This window comes from Streptomyces sp. NPDC057950, from assembly GCF_042887295.1.
GTDB classification, from domain to species: domain Bacteria; phylum Actinomycetota; class Actinomycetes; order Streptomycetales; family Streptomycetaceae; genus Streptomyces; species Streptomyces kaempferi.
The window spans coordinates 66,321-89,707 of the sequence record NZ_JBHVPP010000019.1 but is presented as its reverse complement, the minus strand read 5'-3'; the positions used below and the strand labels follow the sequence as shown (position 1 = coordinate 89,707).

Genomic DNA, 23,387 nt, shown 5'->3' with positions numbered 1-23,387 from the left:
TGAGGAGTACCTAGGGATGACGCCCGGCAACAACGGCGCGAGCACGCCCGAGGACGACGACCCGTTCGGCTACCTGTACGCCGACGGTCAGGCCAACGGCGCCACTCCGCCCAGCGGAGGTGGCGGCTACGGCTACCCGGGCTCGGTCAACCGGGTGCGGGCGGTCGGCGAGCGCCAGTACGGACAGCAGCAGGCCGGTTACGGTCAGCAGCAGGCCGCCGCCCCCACCGCGCCCTACGGCCAGGTCCCGCAGCAAGGGCCCTACGGCCAGCCCGGCCAGCAGCAGCCCGGCCACGGCCAGCGGAACGCGCACTACGCGGCGCCCGAGACGGGCCCCGGCGGTGCGCCCGCCTCCCGGCAGTCGGCCGGCGGTGGCGGACGCGGTCGCGGCCCGAACACCAAGGGCCTGCTGATCGGCGCGATCGCCGTGGTCGCGGCCGTCGTCATCGGCATCGGCGTCGCGATGATGGGCGGCGACTCGAACGGCGACAAGACCGGTGACGAAGCGGGCTCGTCCCCACAGGCATCGCAGAGCGCGGAGCCGAGCAAGCCGGCCGGCGAGCAGCCGCCGGAGCCGGGCAAGCTGCCCACCATCGACGCCAAGGCGCTGCGCCTGGAAGGCGGCGCCACCACGGCGTCCGACGTCAAGGGAGCGAAGTCGAACGGCGGCGTCTACGTCGCGGGCTTCAACCAGGGCGGCGCGTCCGTCACCTGGACCGTCAACAGCATCCCCAAGTCGGGCAAGTACAGCGTGTACGTCGGTTACAGCGTCCCGGGCAAGGACGGCACCGCCACCCTCACGGTCAACGGCACGGCTTCCAAGACGCCTGTCGGCTTGAAGAACTGGGCGGGTGGCCCCGCGGGCGACTACGAGAAGGGCTGGACGAAGACCTACAACTGGATCCAGCTCGACAAGGGCACGAACGCCATCAAGATCTCCTGCGAGCAGGGCAACCAGTGCGACGCCCTCATCGACCAGATGTGGCTGGTCGACGGCTGGGTCAAGTCCGGCGGCTGAGTCCCGGGAGCATCCGGCTTCGGCCGGCCGTCGGGGGCGGGGCCTTCGATGGCCGTCGAGGTGAGGCCGGGAACCGGCACCGTCGTGGCCGGTACGCGTCCGCCGTCGACGCGCGGGACGGCCGCCCGGTCCGTCTTGCCGTCCGTCCCCACGGTGTCGGCCGTGGCCGGACGGTTTCAGGCCGCGCTGGTCTCGCCGGTCAGCGACACCCGGTCCACCAGTTCCTCGTACACGCCCCGGTCGAACTCGCCCGCCACCGGGGCCAGTACGGTCGCCGTGGACAGGGCGACGGCCCTGGTCAGGCGGGCCGGCCAGGGCAGATGTTCCACCAGGCCCGACAGCAGGCCCGCGACCACCGAGTCGCCCGCGCCCGTCGGATTGCCGTGCACGCGGTGGGGCGGGGCGGCCCGCCAGAGACCCTCCGGCGTGTGCGCGAGCAGCCCCTGGGCGCCCAGTGAGGCCACCACGGCGTGCGCGCCGCGTCTGCGGGCGTCGCGGGTGGCCTGCAACGGCTCGTGGGAGCCGGTGAGTTCGGCCAGTTCGTCGGCGTTCGGCTTGACGATGTCGGGGCGGGCGGCGACACCCCGGCGCAGCGGTTCGCCGCTGGTGTCGAGGAGGACCGGGACGGCCGCCGCGCGGGCCGCCCGGATCAGCCCCGCGTACGCGCCCACCGGGACCCCCGGCGGCAGGCTGCCGCACAGGGCTACCGCCGAGGCGGAGCGCAGCAGATGCCCGTACGTCTCCTGGAAGGCCGCCCACTCCGCGGGGGTTATCTCCGGACCGGGCTCGTTGAGCTGCGTGGTGTCACCCGTCGCCGTGTCGACCACGGCTACCGTGCGGCGCGTCGGGCCGGACACCGGGACCAGCGCGTCCACCAGGCCCGCGCAGTCGGTGAGTTGCTCCTGGAGGGACCGGCCGGTGGCACCGCCCGTGAAGCCCGTGACCGTCACCCGGTGACCGAGGGCGGCGAGCACCCGGGCCACGTTCAGCCCCTTGCCGCCGGGGCGTTCGGTCACCTCGGTCACCCGGTGCGAGGTGTGCGGCCGCAGGGACCGCACACGGTAGGTGATGTCGACAGCGGTGTTCAGTGTGACCGTGAGGATCACCTGGGCCGACCTCCCCCGATGCGCTTGCCGACAGTTCCGGAGGCACGATCATGCCAAACGCGACGGCGGTCGGCCCAGTCCCCCGGGCCGACCGCCGCACGGCAACAAACGGATGAATCAGTCCAGTTGGGGATCGACCACCCATTCACCCTTGCGCATCACGCCCTTGAGCGTGAACTCCGCGTCGAGAACCACCAGGTCGGCGTCCTTGCCCGGCTCCAGCGAGCCCACCCTGTCGTACGCGCCCAGCAGCCTGGCCGGGTTGGCGGACAGGGCCGCGACGACGTCCTCGACCGGCAGCCGGTCGATCGTGACCGCCCGCTGGAAGGCGCGGTCCAGGGTGAGCGTGGAGCCCGCGATCGAGCCGCCCTCCACCAGCCGCGCGACACCCTCGCTGACCTCGACCTCCAGCGGACCGAGCAGATAGCGGCCGTCGCCGAAGCCCGCCGCGTCCATGGCGTCCGTGATGAACGCCACCCGGCCCGCGCCCGCGTGATGGAACGCCAGCTGGAGGGCGGCCGGGTGGAGATGCGTGCCGTCGTTGATCAGCTCGACGGTGATCCGCTCGTCCTCCAGGAGAGCCGTGATCGGACCCGGCGTGCGGTGACCGAGCGCGGGCATCGCGTTGAACAGGTGCGTGGCCACGGTCGCGCCCGCGTCGATGGCCTCCACCGTCTGCTCGTACGTCGCGTCCGTGTGCCCGATCGCCGCGATCACCCCGTGCTCCGCCAGCAGACGCACGGAGTCGAGGCCGCCCGGCAGTTCGGTGGCGAGGGTGACCATCCTGGCCCGGCCGCGCGCGGCGTCGATCAGCTTGCGGACCTCGGCCGGGTCCGGGTCGCGCAGCAGCTCCTCGGAGTGGGCGCCCTTGCGGCACGGCGAGATGAACGGGCCCTCGAAGTGGATGCCCGCGATGTCGCCCTGCTCGGCCAGCTCCGAGAGCAGCCCGGCGCGCTGGGCCAGGCCGTCCATGTCGCCGGTCACGGTCGAGGCGACGACCGTGGTGGTGCCGTGCAGCCGGTGCGTGTGCACGCCCCGCAGGACCTCCTCGACGGTGCCGGAGGTGAAGGAGGCGCCGCCGCCACCGTGGTTGTGCAGGTCGACGAAGCCGGGCACGAGCCAGTGGCCGGACAGATCGGTGGCCGGGGTGTCGTCGGCCGTGCTCCCGGCGATGCGCGTGCCGTCGACGATCACGCGTCCGCCGTCCACGACTCCGGTGGGCAGGACCACCCTGGCACCGGAGAGAACCTTGCTAGGGGCCATCAGGTGGTTACCTCCGAGCGGTCGGTGAGGGGGGTTTCGAGCAGGTCCCAGGCCAGCAGACCGGCGCCCAGGCAGCCGGCCGTGTCCCCGAGGGCGGCCGGGACGAGCGACGGCAGCTTCTGGAAGGTGACGCGTCGCTCCACCGCGGCCCGCAGGGGTGCGAACAGGGTCTCCCCGGCCTCGGCGAGGCCGCCGCCGATGATCAGGGTGCGGGGGTCCAGCAGGGTGAGCGCGGTGACGAGTCCGTCGGCGAGCGCGTCGACGGCGTCCTGCCAGACCCGGACGGCCCGCGGGTCCCCCGACTCCACGGCCTTCGCGCAGTCCGCCGCGTCGGCGTCGGGGGATCCGGATGCCTCGGCCCATGCCTGGCTGACGGCCGCCGCGGACGCGTAACGCTCCAGACAGCCGCGCTGTCCGCACGGGCACACGGCGCCTCCGGGGCGTACGACGATGTGGCCGATCTCGCCGGCGAAGCCGTGCGCGCCCGTCTCGACCGTGCCGTTGATGCCGATGGCGCCCGCGATGCCGGTGCCGAGAGGGACGAACAGGAAGCGGTCGGCGCCCTGTCCCGCGCCGATGCGGCCCTCCGCGAGACCGCCGGTGCGCACGTCGTGCCCGAGGGCCACCGGTACGCCGCCCAGCCGCTCGCCGAGCAGCCGGCGCATCGGTACGTCGCGCCAGCCGAGGTTGGCCGAGTAGACGGCGGTGCCGCTGTCGGCGTCGACGATGCCGGGGACGGCGACCCCGGCGGCCGCCGCGGACGCGCCGAAGCGCCGCTCGCCGTGGGCGCGCAGCTCGGCCGCGAAGTCGAGGATCGCGCCGACCACGGAGTCCGGGCCGCGTTCCCGGCCGGTGGCGCGGCGGGCCTGGTGGAGCAGCTCGCCCGCCGGCCCGACGAGGGCGGCCTTCATCCCGGTGCCGCCCACATCGAGGGCGATGACATGTCTCACGGGGACAGTCTCGCCCCTTACCCCAGGAGAGGTCTAGTCCACTCACGTGGTGTAGACCTTGTATCCGCATTCCGAGACGGATGCAATGGACGCAGAAGCAAAGACGGCAAGACGGCGCAGGGGTGGGAGACAACAGCGTGCAGCGACGTAGGACAGGACTGGTCGCGGTGATGTCCGCACTGGGTATGACGGCGACCCTCGGGGGCTGCGGCAGCTCGGACGGGTCCCCGGACGTGACCCTCGAACTCGTGGCGGCCGACTACGGCGACTCCAAGGCCAACAGCTCCCAGAAATACTGGGACACGGTGGTCAAGGGATACGAGACCGCCCACCCGGGTGTGCGTGTCGAGGTCACCGTGTACCCCTGGACCGATGTCGACCGCAAGGTGGGCGAACGGGTCGCGGCGGGCAGGGCGCCCGACCTGGCACAGATCGGCGCGTACGCCGACTACGCGGCCAAGGGCGAGCTCTACAGCGCCGATCAGGTGCTTTCCATACCGGTCCAGGCCGACTTCGCCTCCCAGCTCACCGAGGCGGGGCAGATGAACCGGGTGCAGTACGGCATGCCCTTCGCCGCGTCCACGCGGCTGCTGTTCTACAACAAGAAGCTCTTCGCGGACGCCGGTCTCACCCCGCCGCAGAGCTGGAGCGAGCTCGCGGCCGACGCGGCGGCGCTCAAGGCGCGGGGCGTGAAGTTCCCCTACGCCCTGCCGCTGGGCCCGGAGGAGGCGCAGGCGGAGACCATGCAGTGGCTTCTGAGCGGCGGCGACAGCTACACGGACGACGTCGGCACGTACCACCTCGACTCGGCGGAGAACGTCGACACGGTCACCTGGCTCAAGAACGAACTGGTCGGTAAGGGGCTCACCGGACCCGTCGCACCTGCCAAGCTCAACCGCGCCGACGCTTTCGCGGCGTTCGCCCGGGGTGAGGTCGGAATGCTCAACGGGCACCCCACGCTGATGAAGGCGGCGGCCGACAAGGGCGTGAAGTTCGGCATGGTGCCGATGCCGGGCGTCGACGGCAGGGCCAGGACGACGATGGGTGTCGCCGACTGGATGATGGCGTTCAAGCACAACGGCCACCGGGAGCAGATCGGCTCGTTCCTGGACTACGTCTACAGCGAGAAGAACGTGCTCGCCTTCTCCCACGAGTACGACCTGCTGCCCGTGACGACGTCCGCGTCCCAGGCGATGAGCGCCGACACGAAGGACAAGGATCTCGTCCCGTTCCTCGACGAGCTGCCCACCTCGCAGCTCTACCCGGTCGGCAAGACCTCCTGGGCGTCCGTCAGCGCGGACATCAAGCGGGACATCGGCAAGGCGGTCGCTCCGGACGGCAGCCCGTCCGGGGTCCTCGGCGCGCTGCAGCGGACGGCGACCATCAGGGACAGCAGGGACTGAGGGACCGGGTGTCGGTGGTGGGGGTTACGGTGCTTTCCATGACGTCCATGGAGGAGCTCGGGGCGCGGGAGCGGGCGGTTCTCGCCATGGAGCGGCGGGGGTTCGCCGGGCCGGGGGCGAAGGAGCGGGCGATAAGGGAGCAGCTCGGGCTGGCGCCGGTGCGGTATTACCAGCTTCTCAACGCCCTGCTCGATGATCCGCGGGCGCTGGCCCACGATCCGGTCACGGTGAACCGGCTCCGCCGGATCCGGGCGGGCCGCCGCGACGACCGCTGACCCGGGGGTTTTCCCGCCCCCGCCGCCCCTACCCGTCCCATCTGTACCTGGGGGCTGCGCCCCCAGACCCCCGCCGGCCTCAAGGGCCTTGTCCTCAAGCGCCGGACGGGCTGGATATGCGGGCCCGCACCATCAGCCCGTCCGGCGTTTGAGGACGAGCCCTTCGGGCGAAGCGGGGGTTCAGGGGGCGCGGCGCCCCTGGCGGGGTCCGGGGCGGAGCCCCGGGGACGGGTCGGGCAGGGGCGGCGGGGGCGAGAGAACGGCGGGTGCGTTCGGGCGCGGCGCCGATAGGGTCGGCGTATGGGCAGTCATGCGGAATTCCCGGAACACCCCGAGACCACGGACACCGTCCCGACACCGGCGACCGCCGCGGGAAGGGACGGGCTGCAGGCCATCCTCACGCACCCGGCCCGAACCGTGATCGCGCTCGACTTCGACGGAACCCTCGCCCCCATCGTCCCCGACCCCGAACAGGCCCGCGCCCACCCCGCCGCGGTCCCCGCCCTCGCGGCCCTCGCGCCGAAGGTCGCCTCCGTCGCCGTCGTCACCGGCCGCCCCGCCGGCGTCGCGGTGCGCCACGGCGGCTTCGCGGGTGTCCCGGGCCTCGACCACCTCGTCGTCCTCGGCCACTACGGCGCCGAACGCTGGGACGCCCGCACGGGCACCGTCAGCGCCCCCGCCCCCCACCCCGGCGTGGCGGCGGTCCGCGCCGAGCTGCCGGGGGTCCTCGACCGGATCGGCGCCTGGCACGGCACGTGGATCGAGGAGAAGGGCCGCGCGGTCGCCGTCCACACCCGCCGCGCCACGGACCCGCAGGCCGCCTTCGAGTCCCTGCGCGCACCCCTCGCCGACCTCGCCACCCGGCACGGCCTGATCGTCGAACCGGGCCGCATGGTCCTGGAGCTGCGCCCGCCGGGCATGGACAAGGGCGTCGCCCTCCTGGAGTACGTCCGCGAGGTCGGCGCCGAAGCCGTCCTCTACGCGGGCGACGACCTCGGCGACCTCCCCGCCTTCGCCGCCGTCGACAAACTCCGCTCGGACGGCGTCCCGGGCCTGCTGGTGTGCAGCGGCAGCTCGGAGGTCGCGGAACTCGCCGAACGCGCCGACCTTGTGGTGGACGGCCCCGCCGGGGTCGTCGGTCTGCTGAGGGCACTGGCCTCCCGGCTGGACCGGTGACCCCGGCCCGCCGCGGCGAACGGCGCCCTCACTCCTCCAGCGCGCGCAACTGCTCCAGGAACCACTGCGCCGGAGGCAGGGCCGTCGCCGCCGCGGCGAGCCGCTTCGTGCGCTCGGCCCGCTCACCGGCCGGCAGCGACAGGGCCTCGTGCAGCGCCCGCGCGGTGCCGACGACGTCGTACGGGTTCACCGTGAGCGCGTCCTCGCCCAGTTCCTCGTACGCCCCGGCCTCCCGGGACAGCACCAGCACGCACCCCTCGTCGGAGACGACGGGCACTTCCTTGGCGACGAGGTTCATACCGTCCCGGATGGGGTTGACGAGGGCGACGTCGGCGAGCCGGTAGGCGGCCAGCGAGCGGGCGAAGTCGTCCTTGACGTGGAGCACGACCGGGGTCCAACCCGGCGTCGCGTACTGGGAGTTGATCTCGTCCGCCAGGGTCTGCACGGCGGCCGTGTAGTCCCGGTAGACCGCCAGGTCCTGGCGCGAGGGGTAGGCGAAGGCCACGTGGACCACCCGCTCGCGCCACTCCGGCCGGTCCTCCAGGAGCTGCCGGTACGCCAGCAGGCCCCGCACGATGTTCTTCGACAGCTCGGTGCGGTCGACCCGCACGATCGCCCTGCGGGCGCGGCCGTCGGGGCCCTCGCCGATCTGCTCGCGCAGCGCGTCCATCCGCTCGGCGACGTCCGCCTCGTGGGAGCGCCCGCGCAGGAAGTCCGCGTCCGCGCCGAGCCCGTGCACGCCGACCCGGGTGTCGCCGAGCCCGCCGACGAGCGCCTCGCAGCAGGCGGTGAACGCGTTCGCCCAGCGGTGCGTCAGGAAGCCCAGCCGGTCAGCGCCGAGCATGCCGCGCAGCACCTGTTCGGCGATGTCGTCGGGCAGCATGCGGAAGTAGTCGACGGGCGCCCACGGGGTGTGGGAGAAGTGGCCGATGCGCAGATCGGGGCGGAGTTCGCGGAGCATGCCCGGGACCAGGGTCAGGTGGTAGTCCTGCACGATCACCACGGCGCCCTCGGCCGCCTCGTCCGCCAGGGCTCGGGCGAACGCGCGGTTGAACTCCTCGTACGACGACCACTGGCGCCGGAACTCCTGGTCGAAGACCGGCTCCAGCGGCGTCTGGTACAGCATGTGGTGGACGAACCACAGCACCGAGTTCGCGATGCCGTTGTACGCGTCCGCGTGCACAGCGGCGTCGATGTCCAGCATCCGCACACCGTCCTCGCCGACCCCGCGCCGGACGGCCTCGCGGTCGCCCTCGCCGAGCGCCGAGCACACCCACAGGGCTCCCGCGTCCGGACCGATCGCGGAGAGGCCCGAGACCAGCCCGCCCCCGCCGCGCCGGGCCTGGAGCGAGCCGTCCTCGCGCACCTCGTAGGAGACCGGGCCGCGGTTGGACGCGACGAGGATCCGGTGGGCGCCGTGCGGTGAAGCCGTTGAAGCCATGCCTCGAAACCTAGCCCGGCACCGAAACGCTCAAACGTTCCCGTCGGCCGGATGCGACGAAAGACACGGACCGCGGGGCGGTGGGGCCGGTGGCGCCGTCCCTCACCCCCTCACCAGGGACGCGGTTCACGCGGCCCTGCGTTTGACGTACTCGGAGATTTCGGCCATCGGGGGGCGTTCCTCCGTGTCCACCGAGTACGTGCGCGGCTCGAAACCGTCCTCGCCCCGCTCGAACTGGGTGAGGGACGGCCGGATGAGGTGACCGCGGGCCAGCCGGAGCTGCGCCGTGCGGTAGATCGCGGCGGACATCCGGCCCAGCGCCTGCCCGTCCTGGTGGCGGTGCTTGCGCTCGCCCACGTCGACCTGGGCGAGCGCGTCGAGGCCCACCAGGTGCAGGGCGTCGACGAGCATGCCCAGTTCGACGCCGTACCCGACGGGGAAGGGGAGCTGTTCGAGCAGCGAGCGGCGGGCCGCGTACTCACCGCCGAGCGGCTGGACGAACCCGGCCAGCTGCGGCCAGTGCATGTTCAGCAGCGGGCGGGCCATGAGTTCCGTGACGCGGCCGCCCTGCCCCGCGGCGCCGGCCAGCGGACGGTCGTACATCCCCTTGACGAGGTCCACGCCCGGCTCGGTGAGCAGCGGGCCCACGATCCCGGAGACGAAGTCCGACGAGAAATCCCTCAGGTCCGCGTCGATGAAACAGACGATGTCCCCGCTCGTCACCAGGAGCGACCGCCACAGGACCTCGCCCTTGCCGGGCACGGCCGGGATACGGGGCAATATCTCGTCCCGGTGCACGACCCGCGCGCCCGCCGCGGCCGCCACCTCCGAGGTGCGGTCGGTCGAGCCCGAGTCGACGACGACGATCTCGTCGACGAGGGACACCCGGCGCATCAGGTCCTCGCGGATGACGGCGACGATCTCGCCGACCGTCTCCTGCTCGTTCAGCGCGGGCAGCACGACGCTCACGGTGGAGCCCGACGCGCGCTTGGCGGACATGATTCCGTGGAGCGGGCGATCGGACACGGACCAGGAGCGCGTACTCAGCCAGCGCTCGACTTCCTTCAGCACAGTCTGCGGCTCCTCACTGTCTGATCACCCGATGTCTCACGGTGTGACCCATCTCGCGGTTCGGACGACTATCTCAACTGTCCTGGCCTTCGGTTACAGTCTTGAACAACGCGGATGACCATCGCATGTCGTAGATCATCCCGGACAGCAGACCAACAACCGAATACCGCTCATCCAGAGGGGCAGAGGGATACGGCCCGATGAAGCCCCGGCAACCCTCCAGCCGGTCTCGTACCGATCATCGCCGATCGCGTCGCGGGGCTCCCGGCTCGGGAAGGTGCCAAATCCGTCTCACGGCGAAGTGCGTCGTGAGGAAGATGAGGAGAAAGGGCCTCGCCTCCATGGCTGCGCAGACTGTCGCAAGCACTCCGGACGCCGCGACCTCAGCGAACCCGTCCGCTTCCACCGTTTCCTCCGCTTCCGCCGGCTCCGTCGATCTGGGTCCCGCCGCGGCGCTCTCCTGCCGCGAGTGCGGCCACCGCGTGCCGCTCGGCCCGGTCTTCGCCTGCGAGGAGTGTTTCGGACCGCTCGAGATCGCCTACGACTTCTCGGCCTACGACACCGAAGAGCTCCGGGCGCGCATCGAGGCGGGCCCCGCGAACATCTGGCGTTACGCGCCGCTGCTCCCCGTCCCGGCCGACGTCGCCGACAAGCCGAACATCAACCCGGGCTGGACCAGGCTCGTCAAGGCCGACAACCTCGCCCGCGAGCTCGGCGTCGACCCCGGCAGGCTCTTCGTCAAGGACGACTCCGGCAACCCGACGCACTCCTTCAAGGACCGCGTCGTCGCCCAGGCCATCGAGGCCGCCCGTGCCTTCGGCTTCACCACCCTCTCCTGCTCCTCGACCGGCAACCTCGCCGGCGCGGTGGGTGCCGCCGCCGCCCGCGCCGGCTTCCGCTCCTGCGTGTTCATCCCGCACGACCTGGAGCAGGGCAAGGTCGTCATGGCCGCCGTCTACGGCGGAGAGCTCGTCGGCATCGAGGGCAACTACGACGACGTGAACCGCTTCTGCTCCGAGCTGATCGGCGACCCGGCCGGTGAGGGCTGGGGCTTCGTCAACGTCAACCTGCGGCCGTACTACGCGGAGGGGTCCAAGACCCTCGCGTACGAGATCTGTGAGCAGCTCGGCTGGCGGCTGCCCGACCAGCTCGTCGTGCCGATCGCCTCCGGTTCCCAGCTGACCAAGGTCGACAAGGGGCTGCAGGAGCTGATCAAGCTCGGCCTCGTCGAGGACAAGCCCTACAAGATCTTCGGCGCGCAGGCCGAGGGCTGCTCACCGGTGTCCGTCGCCTACAAGGCCGGCCACGACGTCGTCCGGCCCCAGAAGCCGAACACCATCGCCAAGTCGCTGGCCATCGGCAACCCCGCCGACGGCCCGTACGTGCTGGACATCGCGCGGCGGACGGGCGGGGCGGTGGAGGACGTGAACGACGAGCAGGTGGTCGACGCGATCAAGCTGCTGGCGCGTACCGAGGGCATCTTCGCCGAGACGGCCGGCGGTGTGACGGTGGGTGTGGCCAAGAAACTGATCGAGAACGGGCTGCTCGACCCGACGCTCACCACGGTCGTGCTGAACACCGGTGACGGCCTCAAGACGCTGGACGCGGTGGCCGGCACGGGGCTGACCGCGACCATCCGTCCCAGCCTGGACTCCTTCCGCGAGGCCGGCCTCGCGTAGCCGCCCGGCCGGGGAGGCCGTTCCCCGGCCGCGGGCCCGCGGGGGCCGGCCGCGCGGTTCCGCGCGCCCCCGCCGGGCCGCTTCCAGCCGTACGCCACCATCCGACCGGGAGGTCACCGCATGAGCGTCAACGTCCGCATCCCCACCATCCTGCGCACCTACACCGGTGGCCGGTCCGAGGTGACCGCCGAGGGAGGGACCCTCGGCGAGGTGATCTCCGACCTGGAGAAGAACCACTCGGGCATCGCCGCGCGCGTGCTGGACGACGAGGGCAAGCTGCGCCGGTTCGTCAACGTGTACGTCAACGACGACGACGTCCGCTTCGAGCAGGGCCTGGAGACGGCGACGCCGGACGGCGCGGGCGTGTCGATCATCCCGGCCGTCGCCGGAGGCTGACGGGCGATTACCCACAGTGAGATCATTACCGTGGGTAATGCCAATCACCGAGAGTTCATCGAATTGCCCCCTCCGCGAGAGAAGCGGAGGGGGCAATTCTGTATGGTTGAGCGGGGTAGAGTTGGGGAACACGCCGCCTTATCCATGCCGGGTGCATATGAGTGCACGTCCCGCCTGCGATAAGAAGTGGCCAAAGTGCTCGGCTCTTTTGAGCCTTATGCGGCCTTTATGGGGCCCGAGTTGCCCTGAATCCTCGCGAAGTCTCCCTATATTCCCGATCGGGCCTGCCCAGAATTCTCGTCCGATTGACCTGTTGCAGACGGCAGTTGGGCAGATACATTCAGCCGCGGTCGACGCGTTCCGGCGCACACCCCCAATCCGTTGGGGGGTGGAGGTCTGACCCGGGCCCGCGAAGTGCGGTCCTGTGCAAGGGCCAGTAATAGGGGAGTTAGGCATGGCTCAGGGCACCGTCAAGTGGTTCAACGCGGAGAAGGGGTACGGCTTCATCGCGGTCGACGGTGGTGCGGATGTTTTCGTCCACTACAGCGCGATTCAGATGGACGGCTACCGCACCCTGGAAGAGGGTCAGCGGGTCGATTTCGAGATCTCGCAGGGCCAGAAGGGGCCGCAGGCGGACATGGTCCGGCTCGCGACCGGCTGAAGCACGCGCCGACTGACTGTTCGACGTGACGAAGGGCTCGTACCCCGCTGGGGTGCGAGCCCTTCGGTATGTCCGCGACCGTCCGAGGGTCCGGCCGTGGACCGTCCGGGTGCCGGCCGCGAACCTGCGGGGACTCCGTCCCGGGTGCCTCCCCGGGCGTCTCCGTGACCTCGCGGGGGCGGTCGCGGGCCCCCTTCGGAGGGCGGTCGTGCCGCCCCTGTTCACCTGGGGATCCTCCCGAGTCGCTTGCACTCGGCAGGGGCGAGTGCTAATCATTGCGTTAGCACTCTGAAGGTGAGAGTGATAACGAAGGACCGGGTCGGTGAGGCCCGCAGGCCAGGTGGTGCAAGGAACCACGGGGCAGGCAGGCCGTCCGTCGCGGGCGCCAGCGCGGTCCGGAGCAATCCACCCCAGTCCGGGAGGACCACTTCACATGGCCAAGATCATCGCGTTCGACGAGGAGGCACGGCGCGGTCTCGAGCGCGGGATGAACCAGCTCGCCGACGCCGTCAAGGTCACCCTTGGCCCCAAGGGCCGCAACGTCGTCCTCGAGAAGAAGTGGGGCGCCCCCACGATCACCAACGATGGTGTTTCCATCGCCAAGGAGATCGAGCTCGAGGACCCGTACGAGAAGATCGGCGCCGAGCTGGTCAAGGAAGTCGCCAAGAAGACGGACGACGTCGCCGGCGACGGTACGACCACTGCGACCGTGCTCGCCCAGGCGCTCGTCCGTGAGGGCCTGCGCAACGTGGCCGCCGGTGCCAACCCGATGGCCCTCAAGCGCGGTATCGAGAAGGCCGTCGAGGCCGTCTCCGGTGCCCTGCTCGAGCAGGCCAAGGATGTCGAGACCAAGGAGCAGATCGCTTCCACGGCCTCCATCTCCGCCGCCGACACCCAGATCGGCGAGCTCATCGCCGAGGCGATGGACAAGGTCGGCAAGGAAGGCGTCATCACCGTCGAGGAGTCCCAGACCTTCGGTCTGGAGCTGGAGCTCACCGAGGGTATGCGCTTCGACAAGGGCTACATCTCGGCGTACTTCGCCACCGACATGGAGCGGATGGAGGCGTCGCTCGACGACCCGTACATCCTCATCGCCAACTCCAAGATCGGCAACGTCAAGGACCTGCTCCCGCTCCTGGAGAAGGTCATGCAGTCGGGCAAGCCGCTGCTGATCATCGCCGAGGACGTCGAGGGCGAGGCCCTGTCGACCCTGGTCGTCAACAAGATCCGTGGCACCTTCAAGTCCGTCGCCGTCAAGGCCCCGGGCTTCGGTGACCGCCGCAAGGCCATGCTCGGCGACATCGCCATCCTCACGGGTGGCGAGGTCATCTCCGAGGAGGTCGGCCTCAAGCTGGAGAACGCCGGGATCGACCTGCTCGGTCGCGCCCGCAAGGTCGTCATCACCAAGGACGAGACCACGATCGTCGACGGCTCCGGCTCCGCCGACCAGGTCGCCGGCCGCGTGAACCAGATCCGTGCCGAGATCGAGAACTCGGACTCGGACTACGACCGCGAGAAGCTCCAGGAGCGCCTGGCGAAGCTGGCCGGCGGCGTGGCCGTCATCAAGGCCGGTGCCGCCACCGAGGTCGAGCTCAAGGAGCGCAAGCACCGCATCGAGGACGCCGTTCGCAACGCGAAGGCGGCCGTCGAGGAGGGCATCGTCGCCGGTGGTGGCGTGGCCCTGCTCCAGGCTTCCTCGGTCTTCGAGAAGCTCGAGCTGACGGGTGACGAGGCGACCGGCGCCAACGCCGTGAAGCTCGCCCTGGAGGCCCCGCTCAAGCAGATCGCCGTCAACGGTGGTCTCGAGGGTGGCGTCATCGTCGAGAAGGTGCGCAACCTGCCCGTCGGTCACGGCCTCAACGCCGCGACCGGTGAGTACGTCGACATGATCGCCGAAGGCATCATCGACCCGGCGAAGGTCACGCGCTCTGCCCTGCAGAACGCCGCCTCCATCGCCGCGCTGTTCCTCACCACCGAGGCCGTCATCGCCGACAAGCCGGAGAAGGCCTCCGCGGCCGCTCCGGGCGGCATGCCGGGCGGTGACATGGACTTCTGATCCGCCTCCGGCTGATCACTGTCCTGACGTTCCGAGGGCGGTACCCCTTCTCGCAAGGGGTGCCGCCCTCGGGCGTGTCCGGGGTCACACAAGGAGTCGGAGAGCACCGGAATGCCGCGCCGGACCCGGCGGTTGAGGTGTCGGGCGGTTGATGCGCATGCACATACCGAGGGGAATGCCCGTCAGTCGTCCGCCCGATGACCGACCGACCTCTCCGAGGAGTCCCGTACGTGACTGCCAACGCCGCCTCCCGTGCAGCCGAGATCCTGTCCCGCCCCGTCTCCCTGAACGGCCTGACCGTCCCGAACCGGATCGTGATGGCACCGATGACCCGGCAGTTCTCGCCGGGCGGTGTCCCGGGCGAGGACGTCGTCGGGTACTACGCCCGCCGTGCCGCCGCGGGCGTCGGTCTCATCGTCACCGAGGGCACCTACGTGGGCCACGAGTCGGCCGGCCAGAGCGACCGCGTCCCGCGCTTCCACGGCGAGGAGCAGCTCGCGGGCTGGACGAAGGTCGCGGACGCGGTGCACGCGGCGGGCGGCACGATCGTGCCCCAGCTGTGGCACATCGGCATGGTGCGTGAGGCCGGTCAGCCGCCGTTCGCCGACGCCCCGGCGGTCGGCCCGTCCGGTCTGACCAACGAGGGCGCCGAGGTCACCGGCAAGGCCATGACCCAGCAGGACCTGGACGACGTCATCGAGGCGTTCGCGAAGGCGGCCGCCGACGCCGAGCGCATCGGCTTCGACGGCGTCGAGCTGCACGGCGCCCACGGGTACCTGCTCGACCAGTTCCTGTGGTCGGGCACCAACCGCCGCACCGACGCGTACGGCGGCGACCCCGTGGCCCGGGCCAGGTTCTCGGCGGAGATCGCAGCCGCGGTCCGCGCCGCGGTCTCGCCGGACTTCCCGGTCATATTCCGCTACTCGCAGTGGAAGCAGCAGGCGTACGACGCACGGCTCGCCGAGACCCCGGAGGAGCTGGAGGCGATCCTGGCCCCGCTGGCCGAGGCCGGCGTGGACGTCTTCCACGCCTCCACCCGCCGCTACTGGCTCCCCGAGTTCGACGGCTCCGACCTCAACCTCGCGGGCTGGTCGAAGAAGCTGACGGCCAAGCCGGTCATCAGCGTCGGCTCGGTCGGCCTGGACGGCGAGTTCCTGAAGGCATTCCAGGGCGAGGGCTCCTCCGTCCGTGGCATCGACGACCTCCTCGACCGTCTGGAGCGCGACGAGTTCGACCTCGTCGCCGTCGGCCGCGCGCTGCTCCAGGACCCCGAGTGGGCGGAGAAGGTCCTCGCCGGCCGCCTGGACGAGCTGAAGGCGTACGACCCGGCGGCGCTGCGGACGCTCAGCTGACCCTCGTCCTCGACCTGGCCCGTGGTCGGGCCGGCGCCCGGCGCCGCCCCGGCCGCGGGTCCGGCCCGGAGTCCGGAACGCCCGCTTCCGTACGGTCGGCGGGCGCGTTCGCGGGCCTCGGCTACAGGTTCCCCATCGGTTCGATGTCGACCTTGACCGGGGTGCCCCAGATGCGCAGCACCTCGTAGTCCGTGAACTCGTGGACCAGGCGGTAGGCCATGCCCGGCCGGGGGGTGCGGCGCTCCGCGGCGAGATAGCGCTCGGCCTCCTGGCGATCGCGGCGCGGGGTGCCGCACAGCGCCCAGGCCTGCCCCGTCCATACCTCCGGGAGCCAGCGCTGCTGGGGCTGGGGGCGGTCGGCGCGCACGCCGTACCGGGACATCGTGCGCTCGGGGGACTCGTCCGGGCCGGCGGGGCGGGCGTGCCCGTAGGCGTCGTTGACCTCGGTGCGGCGGGCGGTGCGGCGGCGGGTCTCGCAGAGCAGACAGAGGTCAGGGGCGCCCTCGTCCACCGGGCCGTTCGGGTGCTCGGCGCAGCGGGTCGTGGGCACCGCCGTGGTGACCGTCTCCTCCAGCAGGTCCAGGGCCCGCTTGAGGTCGGCCTTGACCTCGTGCAGCTTCGCGTCGGGCGTGTCGGCGTTCAGCGCGTCGCCGTGCTCGCCCAGGACGCGCAGGGCCCGGCCGAGGGCGGTCAGCTGTGCGTGGTTCATGCGTCCACCCTGCCACGCCCCACCGACAACCCGGTGGGGCCGGTCCACCGGGTGCCGCTCAGCGGGGTGCCGCCGCGAGTGCCGCGCGCAGGTGGCCGTCGCTCTCCTCCAGGAGACGGGCCGCGGTCGGGCCGTCCACCCCGCCGAGGAGGGCGAGGACGGCGTTCTTCACCTCGCCGTCGGTGGCCGTGAGGGCCTGTTCGATCTCCTCGTCCGAGGCGCCGGTCGCCAGTGCGACGATGCGACGGGAGCGGGCGCGGAGCTTCTCGTTCGAGGCGCGGACGTCGACCATCAGGTTCCCGTACGTCTTGCCGAGCCGGATCATCGTGATCGTCGAGAACATGTTGAGGACGAGTTTCTGGGCCGTGCCCGCCTTCAGACGGGTGGAGCCGGTCAGCAGCTCGGGGCCGACGACGATCTCGATGCCGTGCTCGGCGGCGGCCGCGAGGGCGCTGTGCGCGTTGCAGGACAGGCCGACGGTCAACGCACCGCGGGCGCGCGCGTGTTCCACGGCGCCGACGGCGTACGGGGTGCGGCCGGAGGCGGAGATGCCGACCACCGTGTCGTCGGGGGTCAGGGAGAGTGCCTCCAGATCGGCCGCCGCCAGCTCCCTGGAGTCCTCGGCGCCCTCGACCGAGGTGACCACGGCGCCCGGACCGCCCGCGATCAGGCCGACGACCTCGGACGGGTCGGTGTTGAAGGTGGGCGGGCACTCGGAGGCGTCCAGGATTCCGAGGCGGCCCGCGGTGCCCGCGCCCACGTAGATCAGCCGGCCGCCGCGGGACATCCGTTCCGCGATGTCGTCGATCGCGGCGGCGATGAGGGGGAGCCGCTCCGCGACGGCCGCCGGCACGGTCGCGTCCTCGGCGTTCATGAGCTTCGCGATCTCCAGCGTCGGCAGCCGGTCGATCTCGGAGAGTTCGGGGCGGAACGCCTCGGTGGTCAGCGTCTCCAGCTCGGCACGCAGATCGCGGTGGTTGGAGGAGGCGTCGGCGGTGGAGGTCATGTGGAGCGGCTCTTTCCGGTGCGGGGTGACAAGGGTGTGCCCTTCGGGGCGCTGGGTGTGACGGGTGCGGCTCGGTCACGTGGGCGAGCCTGGGCGTGACGGGCGTGACGGGCGTGACGGGCGTGACGGGCGTGACGGGTGTGACGGGCGTGTCGGTCCGGGGGTCTGGTACGGCCTGCGGCCTCTTCCGGGCTGCGGTGGCGCGCTACCGCGCACGCCTCCTGGGGGTGTGCCGGTGCGCCAGCGCCTCGTAGGACGCGGCCAGCGCGGGCGCCGCCGTCTCGTACGTCCGCTGCGCGACCCCCACGAACAGGCAGTCGACCACCAGCAGCTGGCTGGTGCGCGAGGACATCGCCGCCGGGCGCAGTTCGCTCTCGCGGGCCGTGGAAGTGGTGAGGATGTGGTCCGCGTACTGCGTCACGGGCCCGTCCGGGCGGCCGGTGATCGCGATCGTGGTCGCCCCGCGCTCGAAGGCGACCCGGAGCGGCTCTATGACGTCGCCGGTGGAGCCGGAGTGGGTGATCGCGACGGCCACGTCCTTGGCGCGCAGCTGCACCGCGTTGGTGACGGCGAGGTGCGGGTCGCTGTGCGGGTGGGCTATCAGCCCGATGCGCAGGAGCTTCTGGGCGAGGTCCTGGGCGACGAGACCGGACGCGCCGACCCCGTAGATGTCGACGCGGCGGGCGGCGGCGAGCGCGGTGACGGCCGCGCCGAGCTGGACCGTGTCGAGCCCGGCCGCGGTGTCGGCGAGGGTCTGCTGCTCGTCGTAGGCGAGCTTGGCGACGACGTCGGCGATCGGGTCGTCGACCGCTATGTCGGCGGTGACCGCGGGGGCGCGGCCCGACTGCTGCTGGGCGGCGAGGCCCGCGAGCGCGAGACGCAGGTCGCGGTAGCCGGGGTAGCCCAGGAGGCGGGAGGTGCGCACGACCGTCGCCTCGCTGGTGCCGGTGAGCTCGGCCAGGCCGGTGACCGTGAGGGACGCGCAGCCGGCCGGGTCCGCGGCGACGGCCTCGGCGACCCGCTGCATGGAACGGGTCATCGACGGAGCCAGCGTCCGCACCTTGGCCGCGAGGGCGGCCGGAGCGGGCGGCGCCTCACCGGCGAAAATTTCCTTCACGTCTCGAGTCACCTCTGAAAGATATTTTCTGCTGGGGTATCCGGTCAAGAGTGCGCACAATGGGTGCATGCCCCCCCACAGTGATCCCATCAGCCCCTTGGAGCAGGCGTTGCACGCGGCTCGTGCCCTCGTCCTGGCCGACCTGGTCGCCGGGGAGGTGGCCGAGGCGGACGTCGTCTCGCTCGTCGAGGACTCGGTGGTGCAGCGCCGCTGGTGGGTCGAGCAGTGGCCGGAGGGTCTCGGCTATGTCGCCGGACTGGTCGCCCAGGACGTGCAGGACGCGCTCCTGGAGCGGTACGGACGGTGGCCGCTGTGCCCGGTCTGCGGCTCCGGGGACCCGCACGCGCTCGACGTGGAGCCCGAGTTGGGGCCCGACCCGCACTGGGTGTGCCACAAGGCCGGGGTGAAGGTCGCGTCGGTGGGCACCCTCGGATCGGCCACCGGCGACCTCCCGTCCTCGTGACCGTCTACATCGATCCGCCCACGTGGCCCGGCCATGGCCGCCTGTGGTCCCACCTGATCAGCGACCTGTCGTACGACGAACTCCACCGGTTCGCGGCCGGCCTCGGCGTCCCGTCGCGTGCCTTCGAACGTGACCACTACGACGTCCCGGCACACCGCTACGCGGACGCCGTGCGCGCCGGGGCGGTGGAGGTCGGCAGCCGCGAGGTGGTGCGGCTGCTGCACGGGGCGGGGCTGCGCCGGCGCAAGCACGCCGGTGGGTGAGGGCCGGGTCCGGGGTGGCACGGGCCGGCGGCCGGGGCCGGCCGCCGGAAGAGCGCGGGCGACGGGGGCGACGGGGGGCGGGGGCGGGCCGCGCCCGCGGGCGCGGGTCAGTCCTCGCGGGCGTAGACCCGCAGGGCCGGGTCCGGGCCCGTCAGTTCGTACGCGTACTGGTCGGCGTCCTGGCTCACCCGGCTGAAACCGGCGCGTGCGACGACCCGTTGGGAGGCGGCGTTGTCCCGGTCTATGACCGCGAAGAGGACCTTGGCGTCGTCGCGGGCGAGGTACCGGGCGGCGAGGGCACCGAGCGCCTCGGTCGCGTAGCCGTGGCCGCGGGCGTTCTCCGCGAGGTCGTAGCCGACCTCGGCGCGGCCCTCCTCGTCGGGTGCTCCGTGGAAGCCCATGCCGCCGACGGCCAGGCCGTCCGCGGTCCGTACGAGCACGAACATGCCCCACTCCGGGCGGTGCACGCCCGCCTCGTACCCCTTCACGATCATTCCGGCGGCGTCCCGGGTGCCCTCGAAGGGGCCGCCCTCGATCCACCGGAAACCGCCCGCGCCGCCCGCGAGCAGATCGGCGGCGGCCGCGGGCGTGACGCCCTGAAGGGTGAGCCGCTCGGCCTCGATCACCAGGTTGTTGTTCCAGCGCCACTCGGTGAGCGGGGCGCGGTCCGGCAGTTCGCCGCGGCCGGTCGCCCACAGCAGGGTGGGCCAGGGGGCGTGGCCGGGCCGCACCTGCGGGAAGATCCGGGTGAGGACGTCCTCGCACAGTTCGGCCGGGGGCTCGTAGGCGACCCCCAGTCCCCGCGCGATGTCGTGGGTGTGCACCAGCACCTCGGTGACGCCCATCGCGGCGAAGCCCTCGCGGCCGGCGCTGCGGAACGGGTACGGGTGGAAGGCGCGCAGCTCGCGCGGTGCCGTACGGACGGCGGCGGCCAGCAGGGCGCCGGTCGCCTCGATCACGTCGACGACGCCCGCCGCGTCGGTGCCGTCGTCCATGACGATCTCGAAGGGCAGGTAGGCCCCGGTCGCGCGGCCCGCCAACTGGCCCGCGTACGCGATGAGGTCGGACGCGATGTGCTCGGCCGTCCTGCGGCAGCTCCACTCCAGACGGCCCGCCCGGACCGCGTCCCAGTCCCGTCCGGTCACCGTCCGCAGCAGTGCCACGGCCCCGGCGACGGCTTCCCGCACCTGGTCCCCACCCATGCCTCGCATGCGGGTGAGGATAAGTGCGCTCAGGCCTGTGTGCGTACTGGATTGTTCGTGTTCCCGGCCGCCACCAGGCGGGAGGGCCCGCCGCGCCGGTGCAGGCGCAGCGAGACCGCCGCCACGGCCATCCCGGCCACCGTCATCGCTGCGCCCGCCCAGGCAGTCCCCGCGTACCCGAGGCCCGCGTCGATGACCGCGCCGCCGACCCAGGGGCCCCCGGCGTTGCCGAGGTTGAAGGCGGCCGTGACGGTGGCGCCGGCCAGGGTGGGGGCGGAACCGGCGAGGTTGAACAGGCGGGCGTTGAGCGCCGGGGCGGTGCCGAAGCAGGAGACACCGAGCAGGAAGGAGAGGACGACGGCCGCGATCGCGTACTGCCCGAGCAGGGCGAGCGCGACCAGGACGGAGGCGGAGGCGGCGATACCCGTGAGGAGCACCCCGAACAGGTGCGCGTCGGCGATACGGCCGCCGATCGTCGTACCGATGAACGCGCCGACCCCGAACAGTGCCAGGACGCCGGGCACCCAGCCGTCGTCGAGCCCGGCGACGTCGGTGAGCAGCGGCGCGAGATAGCTGAACGCGCAGAAGACTCCGCCCGCGGAGAGCATCACGACGGTGACGGCGAGCCAGACCTGCGGATCGCGGTAGATGAGCACCTCCCGCCGCAGCCGCGGTTTCTCGGCCGGCCGCGGGATGCGCGGGATCAGGGTGACGACGCCGGTCAGGGCGATCGCCGAGGCGGCGCCGACGGCCCAGAACGCGGAACGCCATCCCAGGTGCTCCCCGAGGAACGCGCCGGCGGGCACGCCGAGGACGTTCGCGATGGAGAGCCCGCCGATCATCACCGAGAGGGCACGGGCCCGCGCCGTCTGCGGGACCATCGCGATCGCCACCGCCGCGCCCACCGCCCAGAAGCCCGCGCAGGCCAGCGCGCTCGCCACGCGGGAGGCGAAGAGCACGGTGTACGTCGGAGCGAGCGCCCCGGCGATCTGCCCGAGACCGAAGACGGCGATGAGCGCGACGAGGGTGGTGCGGCGGGGCAGCCGCAGGGTGGCCACGGCGAGCAGCGGCGCCCCGACGACCATCCCGACGGCGAACGCCGATATCAGCAGACCCGCCCGCGGGATGGTGACGCCCATGTCGTCGGCTATCGGCGGCAGCAGCCCCGAGAGCATGAACTCGCTGGTTCCGAGGGCGAAGACGGAGAGGGCCAGGATGTGGACGGCGAGGGGCATACGGGTGCGCGCGCCGGTCATGCGCCGGCTCCGGGCGCGGTCGGGGCCAGCCGGCCCAGCTCGTCCCGGACGTTGTGCCGGGCCCGCTCCTCCCACTCGCGCCGACCGTACGGCGTCCGGAACAGCCGCGGCAGGTCCAGGAGTTCGCGCAGCACCGCCGCCCGGCCCGCGCGGAAGGCCGCGTCCGGGACGAAGGCGTACTCCTCGCGGACGGCGGCGGTGTAGGCGGCGTAGGCGTCCGGCGGCGAGGCCAGGACGGCGAGGTCGGCGTCGCAGAGGACCGCGCCGTCGCGGTCGTCGGGGGCGGGGTCGTGGGTGACGGTGAGGCGGACGAGGCGGGCGACCTCCCGTGTGCGCGACGCGTCGCAGCCCAGTTCGGCGAGGGCGCGTTCGGCGAGGCGGGCGGAGCGCTCCTCGTTCTCGGAGCGGTCGGGATGGTAGACGGCGTCGTGGAACCAGGCGGCCAGGCGCACCAGGTCCGGATCGTCCGCGTACTCCTCCAGCAGATCGACGTGGTCGAGGACCGCGGTGAGGTGGGCGACGGAGTGGTACCGGCGCTGCGGCTCCCGCCAGCGGGCGAGGAGGTTGTCCGCGTACGGGGCCGGGTCGGGTCCGCCGGGCGGGCGGGTCCCCTCCAGGGCATGGGTCCAGCGGGCGCGCAGCGCGTCGAGGTCGGGCATGCGCGCATTCTCCCGCGCCGGGGCGGCGGACCACAGGGTGCGGGCGGGGCGCCCTCGGGGGATCTTCTCGCGGCGGTGGCTGTTCCCGGCGTACGCTTGGGATTGGACTAGACCTGTAGTAGCCGTCCGAGGGAAGAGGTCCTATGAGTGAGCGCAGGCGTGCAGTCCTGGAGGTGATCGCCCTCGACGTGGAGGACGCGGTCGCCGCCCAGGACGGAGGCGCGGACCGGCTGGAGCTGGTCACCGACATGGCCGCCGACGGGCTCACCCCGACGGTGGAGACCTTTGCCGGGATCCGTGCCGCCGTGGACATCTCGCTGCGCGTGATGCTCAGGCTGGCCGACGGCTTCGCGGCCGGGGACGTCGACGCGCTCGTCCGCGCGGCGGGCGAGATGCGGACCGCGGGGGCCGGCGAGTTCGTCCTCGGGTTCCTCGACGAGCACGGCGGGCCCGATCTGTCCGCCGTGGAGCGGATCGTCGGCGAACTCGACGGCTGTCCCTGGACCTTCCACCGCGCCATCGACCGGGCCGCCGACCGCGACTCGCTGCGCAAGCAGCTCGCCGAACTGCCGGGCCTGGACGCCTATCTGACGGCAGGTTCACCGAACGGCGTGGACGACGGGCTGCCCACCCTCCTCGCCGAGACCGCCCGTGGCGGCGAGCCCGGCTACGAGCCGCGCGTGATGGTCGGCGGCGGCCTGCGCCTCGACCATGTGCCCCGGCTGCGCGCCGCGGGCGTCGACGCCTTCCACATCGGTGGCGCGGCCCGGCCCGACGGCTGGGCCGGGCCGGTGTCGGCGGACGCGGTACGGCAGTGGCGGGCGGCGCTGGACGCGTAGCGGCCGGTTCTCCGGGCCGGCGTCGG

23 protein-coding genes and 1 riboswitch are annotated in these 23,387 nt (G+C 72.2%); of the genes, 12 read left to right on the top strand and 11 right to left on the bottom strand.

The annotated features are described in order from the left end of the window. The first annotated feature begins 16 nt into the window (after positions 1-16). Positions 17-1,018 (top strand): carbohydrate-binding protein, encoded by a 1,002-nt coding sequence (locus ACFVTC_RS28735; protein ID WP_390131405.1) that lies wholly within the window; start codon positions 17-19, stop codon positions 1,016-1,018. 176 nt (positions 1,019-1,194) lie between these two features. Here ACFVTC_RS28735 and ACFVTC_RS28730 read toward each other — a convergent pair whose 3' ends face one another. The 3 genes from ACFVTC_RS28730 to ACFVTC_RS28720 form a co-directional block, all read right to left on the bottom strand. Continuing rightward, complete coding sequence (locus ACFVTC_RS28730) at positions 1,195-2,124, bottom strand: 1-phosphofructokinase family hexose kinase (RefSeq protein ID WP_390131404.1); 930 nt, start codon at positions 2,122-2,124, stop codon at positions 1,195-1,197. A gap of 117 nt (positions 2,125-2,241) precedes the next feature. Beyond that, positions 2,242-3,387 (bottom strand): N-acetylglucosamine-6-phosphate deacetylase, encoded by a 1,146-nt coding sequence (gene nagA, locus ACFVTC_RS28725; RefSeq protein ID WP_390131403.1) that lies wholly within the window; start codon positions 3,385-3,387, stop codon positions 2,242-2,244. Further along, complete coding sequence (locus ACFVTC_RS28720) at positions 3,387-4,337, bottom strand: ROK family protein (RefSeq protein WP_390131402.1); 951 nt, start codon at positions 4,335-4,337, stop codon at positions 3,387-3,389. The genes nagA and ACFVTC_RS28720 overlap by 1 nt, the downstream gene beginning before the upstream one ends. A 137-nt stretch (positions 4,338-4,474) precedes the next feature. On the opposite strand from ACFVTC_RS28720, the gene ACFVTC_RS28715 reads away from it, so the two are divergent. The 3 genes from ACFVTC_RS28715 to otsB all read left to right on the top strand — a co-directional run bounded on the left by ACFVTC_RS28715 (position 4,475) and on the right by otsB (position 7,191). Next, complete coding sequence (locus tag ACFVTC_RS28715; RefSeq protein WP_390131401.1) at positions 4,475-5,740, top strand: ABC transporter substrate-binding protein; 1,266 nt, start codon at positions 4,475-4,477, stop codon at positions 5,738-5,740. Between the two features lie 47 nt (positions 5,741-5,787). Next, positions 5,788-6,015: a DUF3263 domain-containing protein gene (locus tag ACFVTC_RS28710; protein WP_168533769.1), complete on the top strand. Its 228-nt coding sequence runs from the start codon at positions 5,788-5,790 to the stop codon at positions 6,013-6,015. A 300-nt stretch (positions 6,016-6,315) separates the two neighbouring features. After that, a complete protein-coding gene (otsB, locus tag ACFVTC_RS28705; protein ID WP_390131400.1) occupies positions 6,316-7,191 on the top strand; it encodes a trehalose-phosphatase in 876 nt (291 codons plus the stop codon). A gap of 28 nt (positions 7,192-7,219) precedes the next feature. Here otsB and ACFVTC_RS28700 read toward each other — a convergent pair whose 3' ends face one another. Next, the gene (locus ACFVTC_RS28700) at positions 7,220-8,632 is read right to left on the bottom strand and encodes a trehalose-6-phosphate synthase (protein WP_390131399.1); all 1,413 of its coding nucleotides are present in this window, start codon (positions 8,630-8,632) and stop codon (positions 7,220-7,222) included. A gap of 126 nt (positions 8,633-8,758) precedes the next feature. After that, positions 8,759-9,703, bottom strand: a complete 945-nt coding sequence (locus tag ACFVTC_RS28695) for a glucosyl-3-phosphoglycerate synthase (protein WP_390131398.1) — start codon at positions 9,701-9,703, stop codon at positions 8,759-8,761. Positions 9,704-9,870: 167 nt separating this feature from the next. After that, a riboswitch (SAM riboswitch) is annotated at positions 9,871-10,027 on the top strand. A gap of 17 nt (positions 10,028-10,044) precedes the next feature. Between ACFVTC_RS28695 and thrC the strand changes: the two genes are divergently transcribed. From thrC to ACFVTC_RS28670, 5 genes are all read left to right on the top strand, one after another. After that, the gene (thrC, locus tag ACFVTC_RS28690) at positions 10,045-11,382 is read left to right on the top strand and encodes a threonine synthase (protein ID WP_390131397.1); all 1,338 of its coding nucleotides are present in this window, start codon (positions 10,045-10,047) and stop codon (positions 11,380-11,382) included. A 120-nt stretch (positions 11,383-11,502) separates the two neighbouring features. After that, the gene (locus ACFVTC_RS28685) at positions 11,503-11,778 is read left to right on the top strand and encodes a MoaD/ThiS family protein (RefSeq protein ID WP_390131396.1); all 276 of its coding nucleotides are present in this window, start codon (positions 11,503-11,505) and stop codon (positions 11,776-11,778) included. Positions 11,779-12,232: 454 nt separating this feature from the next. Continuing rightward, positions 12,233-12,439 carry a cold-shock protein gene (locus ACFVTC_RS28680; RefSeq protein WP_007493268.1) on the top strand — a complete coding sequence of 69 codons (207 nt, stop codon included), beginning with the start codon at positions 12,233-12,235 and terminating at the stop codon, positions 12,437-12,439. A 433-nt stretch (positions 12,440-12,872) separates the two neighbouring features. Then, on the top strand, positions 12,873-14,495 hold the full coding sequence (groL, locus tag ACFVTC_RS28675) for a chaperonin GroEL (RefSeq protein WP_168528718.1): 1,623 nt from the start codon (positions 12,873-12,875) through the stop codon (positions 14,493-14,495). Positions 14,496-14,692: 197 nt separating this feature from the next. Then, complete coding sequence (locus tag ACFVTC_RS28670; protein WP_390131395.1) at positions 14,693-15,847, top strand: NADH:flavin oxidoreductase; 1,155 nt, start codon at positions 14,693-14,695, stop codon at positions 15,845-15,847. Positions 15,848-15,968: 121 nt separating this feature from the next. On the opposite strand, the gene ACFVTC_RS28665 is transcribed toward ACFVTC_RS28670, so the two are convergent. The 3 genes from ACFVTC_RS28665 to ACFVTC_RS28655 all read right to left on the bottom strand — a co-directional run bounded on the left by ACFVTC_RS28665 (position 15,969) and on the right by ACFVTC_RS28655 (position 18,691). Beyond that, entirely contained in the window at positions 15,969-16,556 is a 588-nt protein-coding gene (locus ACFVTC_RS28665) for a hypothetical protein (RefSeq protein ID WP_390131394.1), read from the bottom strand. 58 nt (positions 16,557-16,614) lie between these two features. After that, complete coding sequence (gene murQ, locus ACFVTC_RS28660; protein WP_390131393.1) at positions 16,615-17,562, bottom strand: N-acetylmuramic acid 6-phosphate etherase; 948 nt, start codon at positions 17,560-17,562, stop codon at positions 16,615-16,617. 205 nt (positions 17,563-17,767) lie between these two features. After that, positions 17,768-18,691 (bottom strand): MurR/RpiR family transcriptional regulator, encoded by a 924-nt coding sequence (locus ACFVTC_RS28655; protein WP_390131392.1) that lies wholly within the window; start codon positions 18,689-18,691, stop codon positions 17,768-17,770. 55 nt (positions 18,692-18,746) lie between these two features. Here ACFVTC_RS28655 and ACFVTC_RS28650 point away from each other — a divergent pair, with 55 nt between their 5' ends. Both ACFVTC_RS28650 and ACFVTC_RS28645 read left to right on the top strand, forming a co-directional pair. Next, complete coding sequence (locus ACFVTC_RS28650) at positions 18,747-19,142, top strand: hypothetical protein (RefSeq protein ID WP_390131391.1); 396 nt, start codon at positions 18,747-18,749, stop codon at positions 19,140-19,142. Next, a complete protein-coding gene (locus tag ACFVTC_RS28645) occupies positions 19,139-19,405 on the top strand; it encodes a DUF4031 domain-containing protein (RefSeq protein WP_329288580.1) in 267 nt (88 codons plus the stop codon). The genes ACFVTC_RS28650 and ACFVTC_RS28645 overlap by 4 nt, the downstream gene beginning before the upstream one ends. A 107-nt stretch (positions 19,406-19,512) precedes the next feature. Here the strand turns inward: ACFVTC_RS28645 and ACFVTC_RS28640 are convergent, their stop codons facing one another. Genes ACFVTC_RS28640 through ACFVTC_RS28630 form a run of 3 tightly spaced genes read right to left on the bottom strand, consistent with a single transcriptional unit; the run spans position 19,513 to position 22,522 of the window. Continuing rightward, positions 19,513-20,616, bottom strand: a complete 1,104-nt coding sequence (locus tag ACFVTC_RS28640; protein ID WP_390131390.1) for a GNAT family N-acetyltransferase — start codon at positions 20,614-20,616, stop codon at positions 19,513-19,515. A gap of 20 nt (positions 20,617-20,636) precedes the next feature. Beyond that, entirely contained in the window at positions 20,637-21,842 is a 1,206-nt protein-coding gene (locus ACFVTC_RS28635) for a Cmx/CmrA family chloramphenicol efflux MFS transporter (protein WP_390131515.1), read from the bottom strand. Positions 21,843-21,859: 17 nt separating this feature from the next. Continuing rightward, positions 21,860-22,522, bottom strand: coding sequence for a hypothetical protein (locus tag ACFVTC_RS28630; RefSeq protein ID WP_390131389.1), 663 nt, complete (start codon positions 22,520-22,522; stop codon positions 21,860-21,862). A 143-nt stretch (positions 22,523-22,665) separates the two neighbouring features. Between ACFVTC_RS28630 and ACFVTC_RS28625 the strand changes: the two genes are divergently transcribed. Continuing rightward, positions 22,666-23,361, top strand: coding sequence for a copper homeostasis protein CutC (locus ACFVTC_RS28625; protein ID WP_390131388.1), 696 nt, complete (start codon positions 22,666-22,668; stop codon positions 23,359-23,361). The last annotated feature ends 26 nt before the right edge of the window (positions 23,362-23,387 follow it).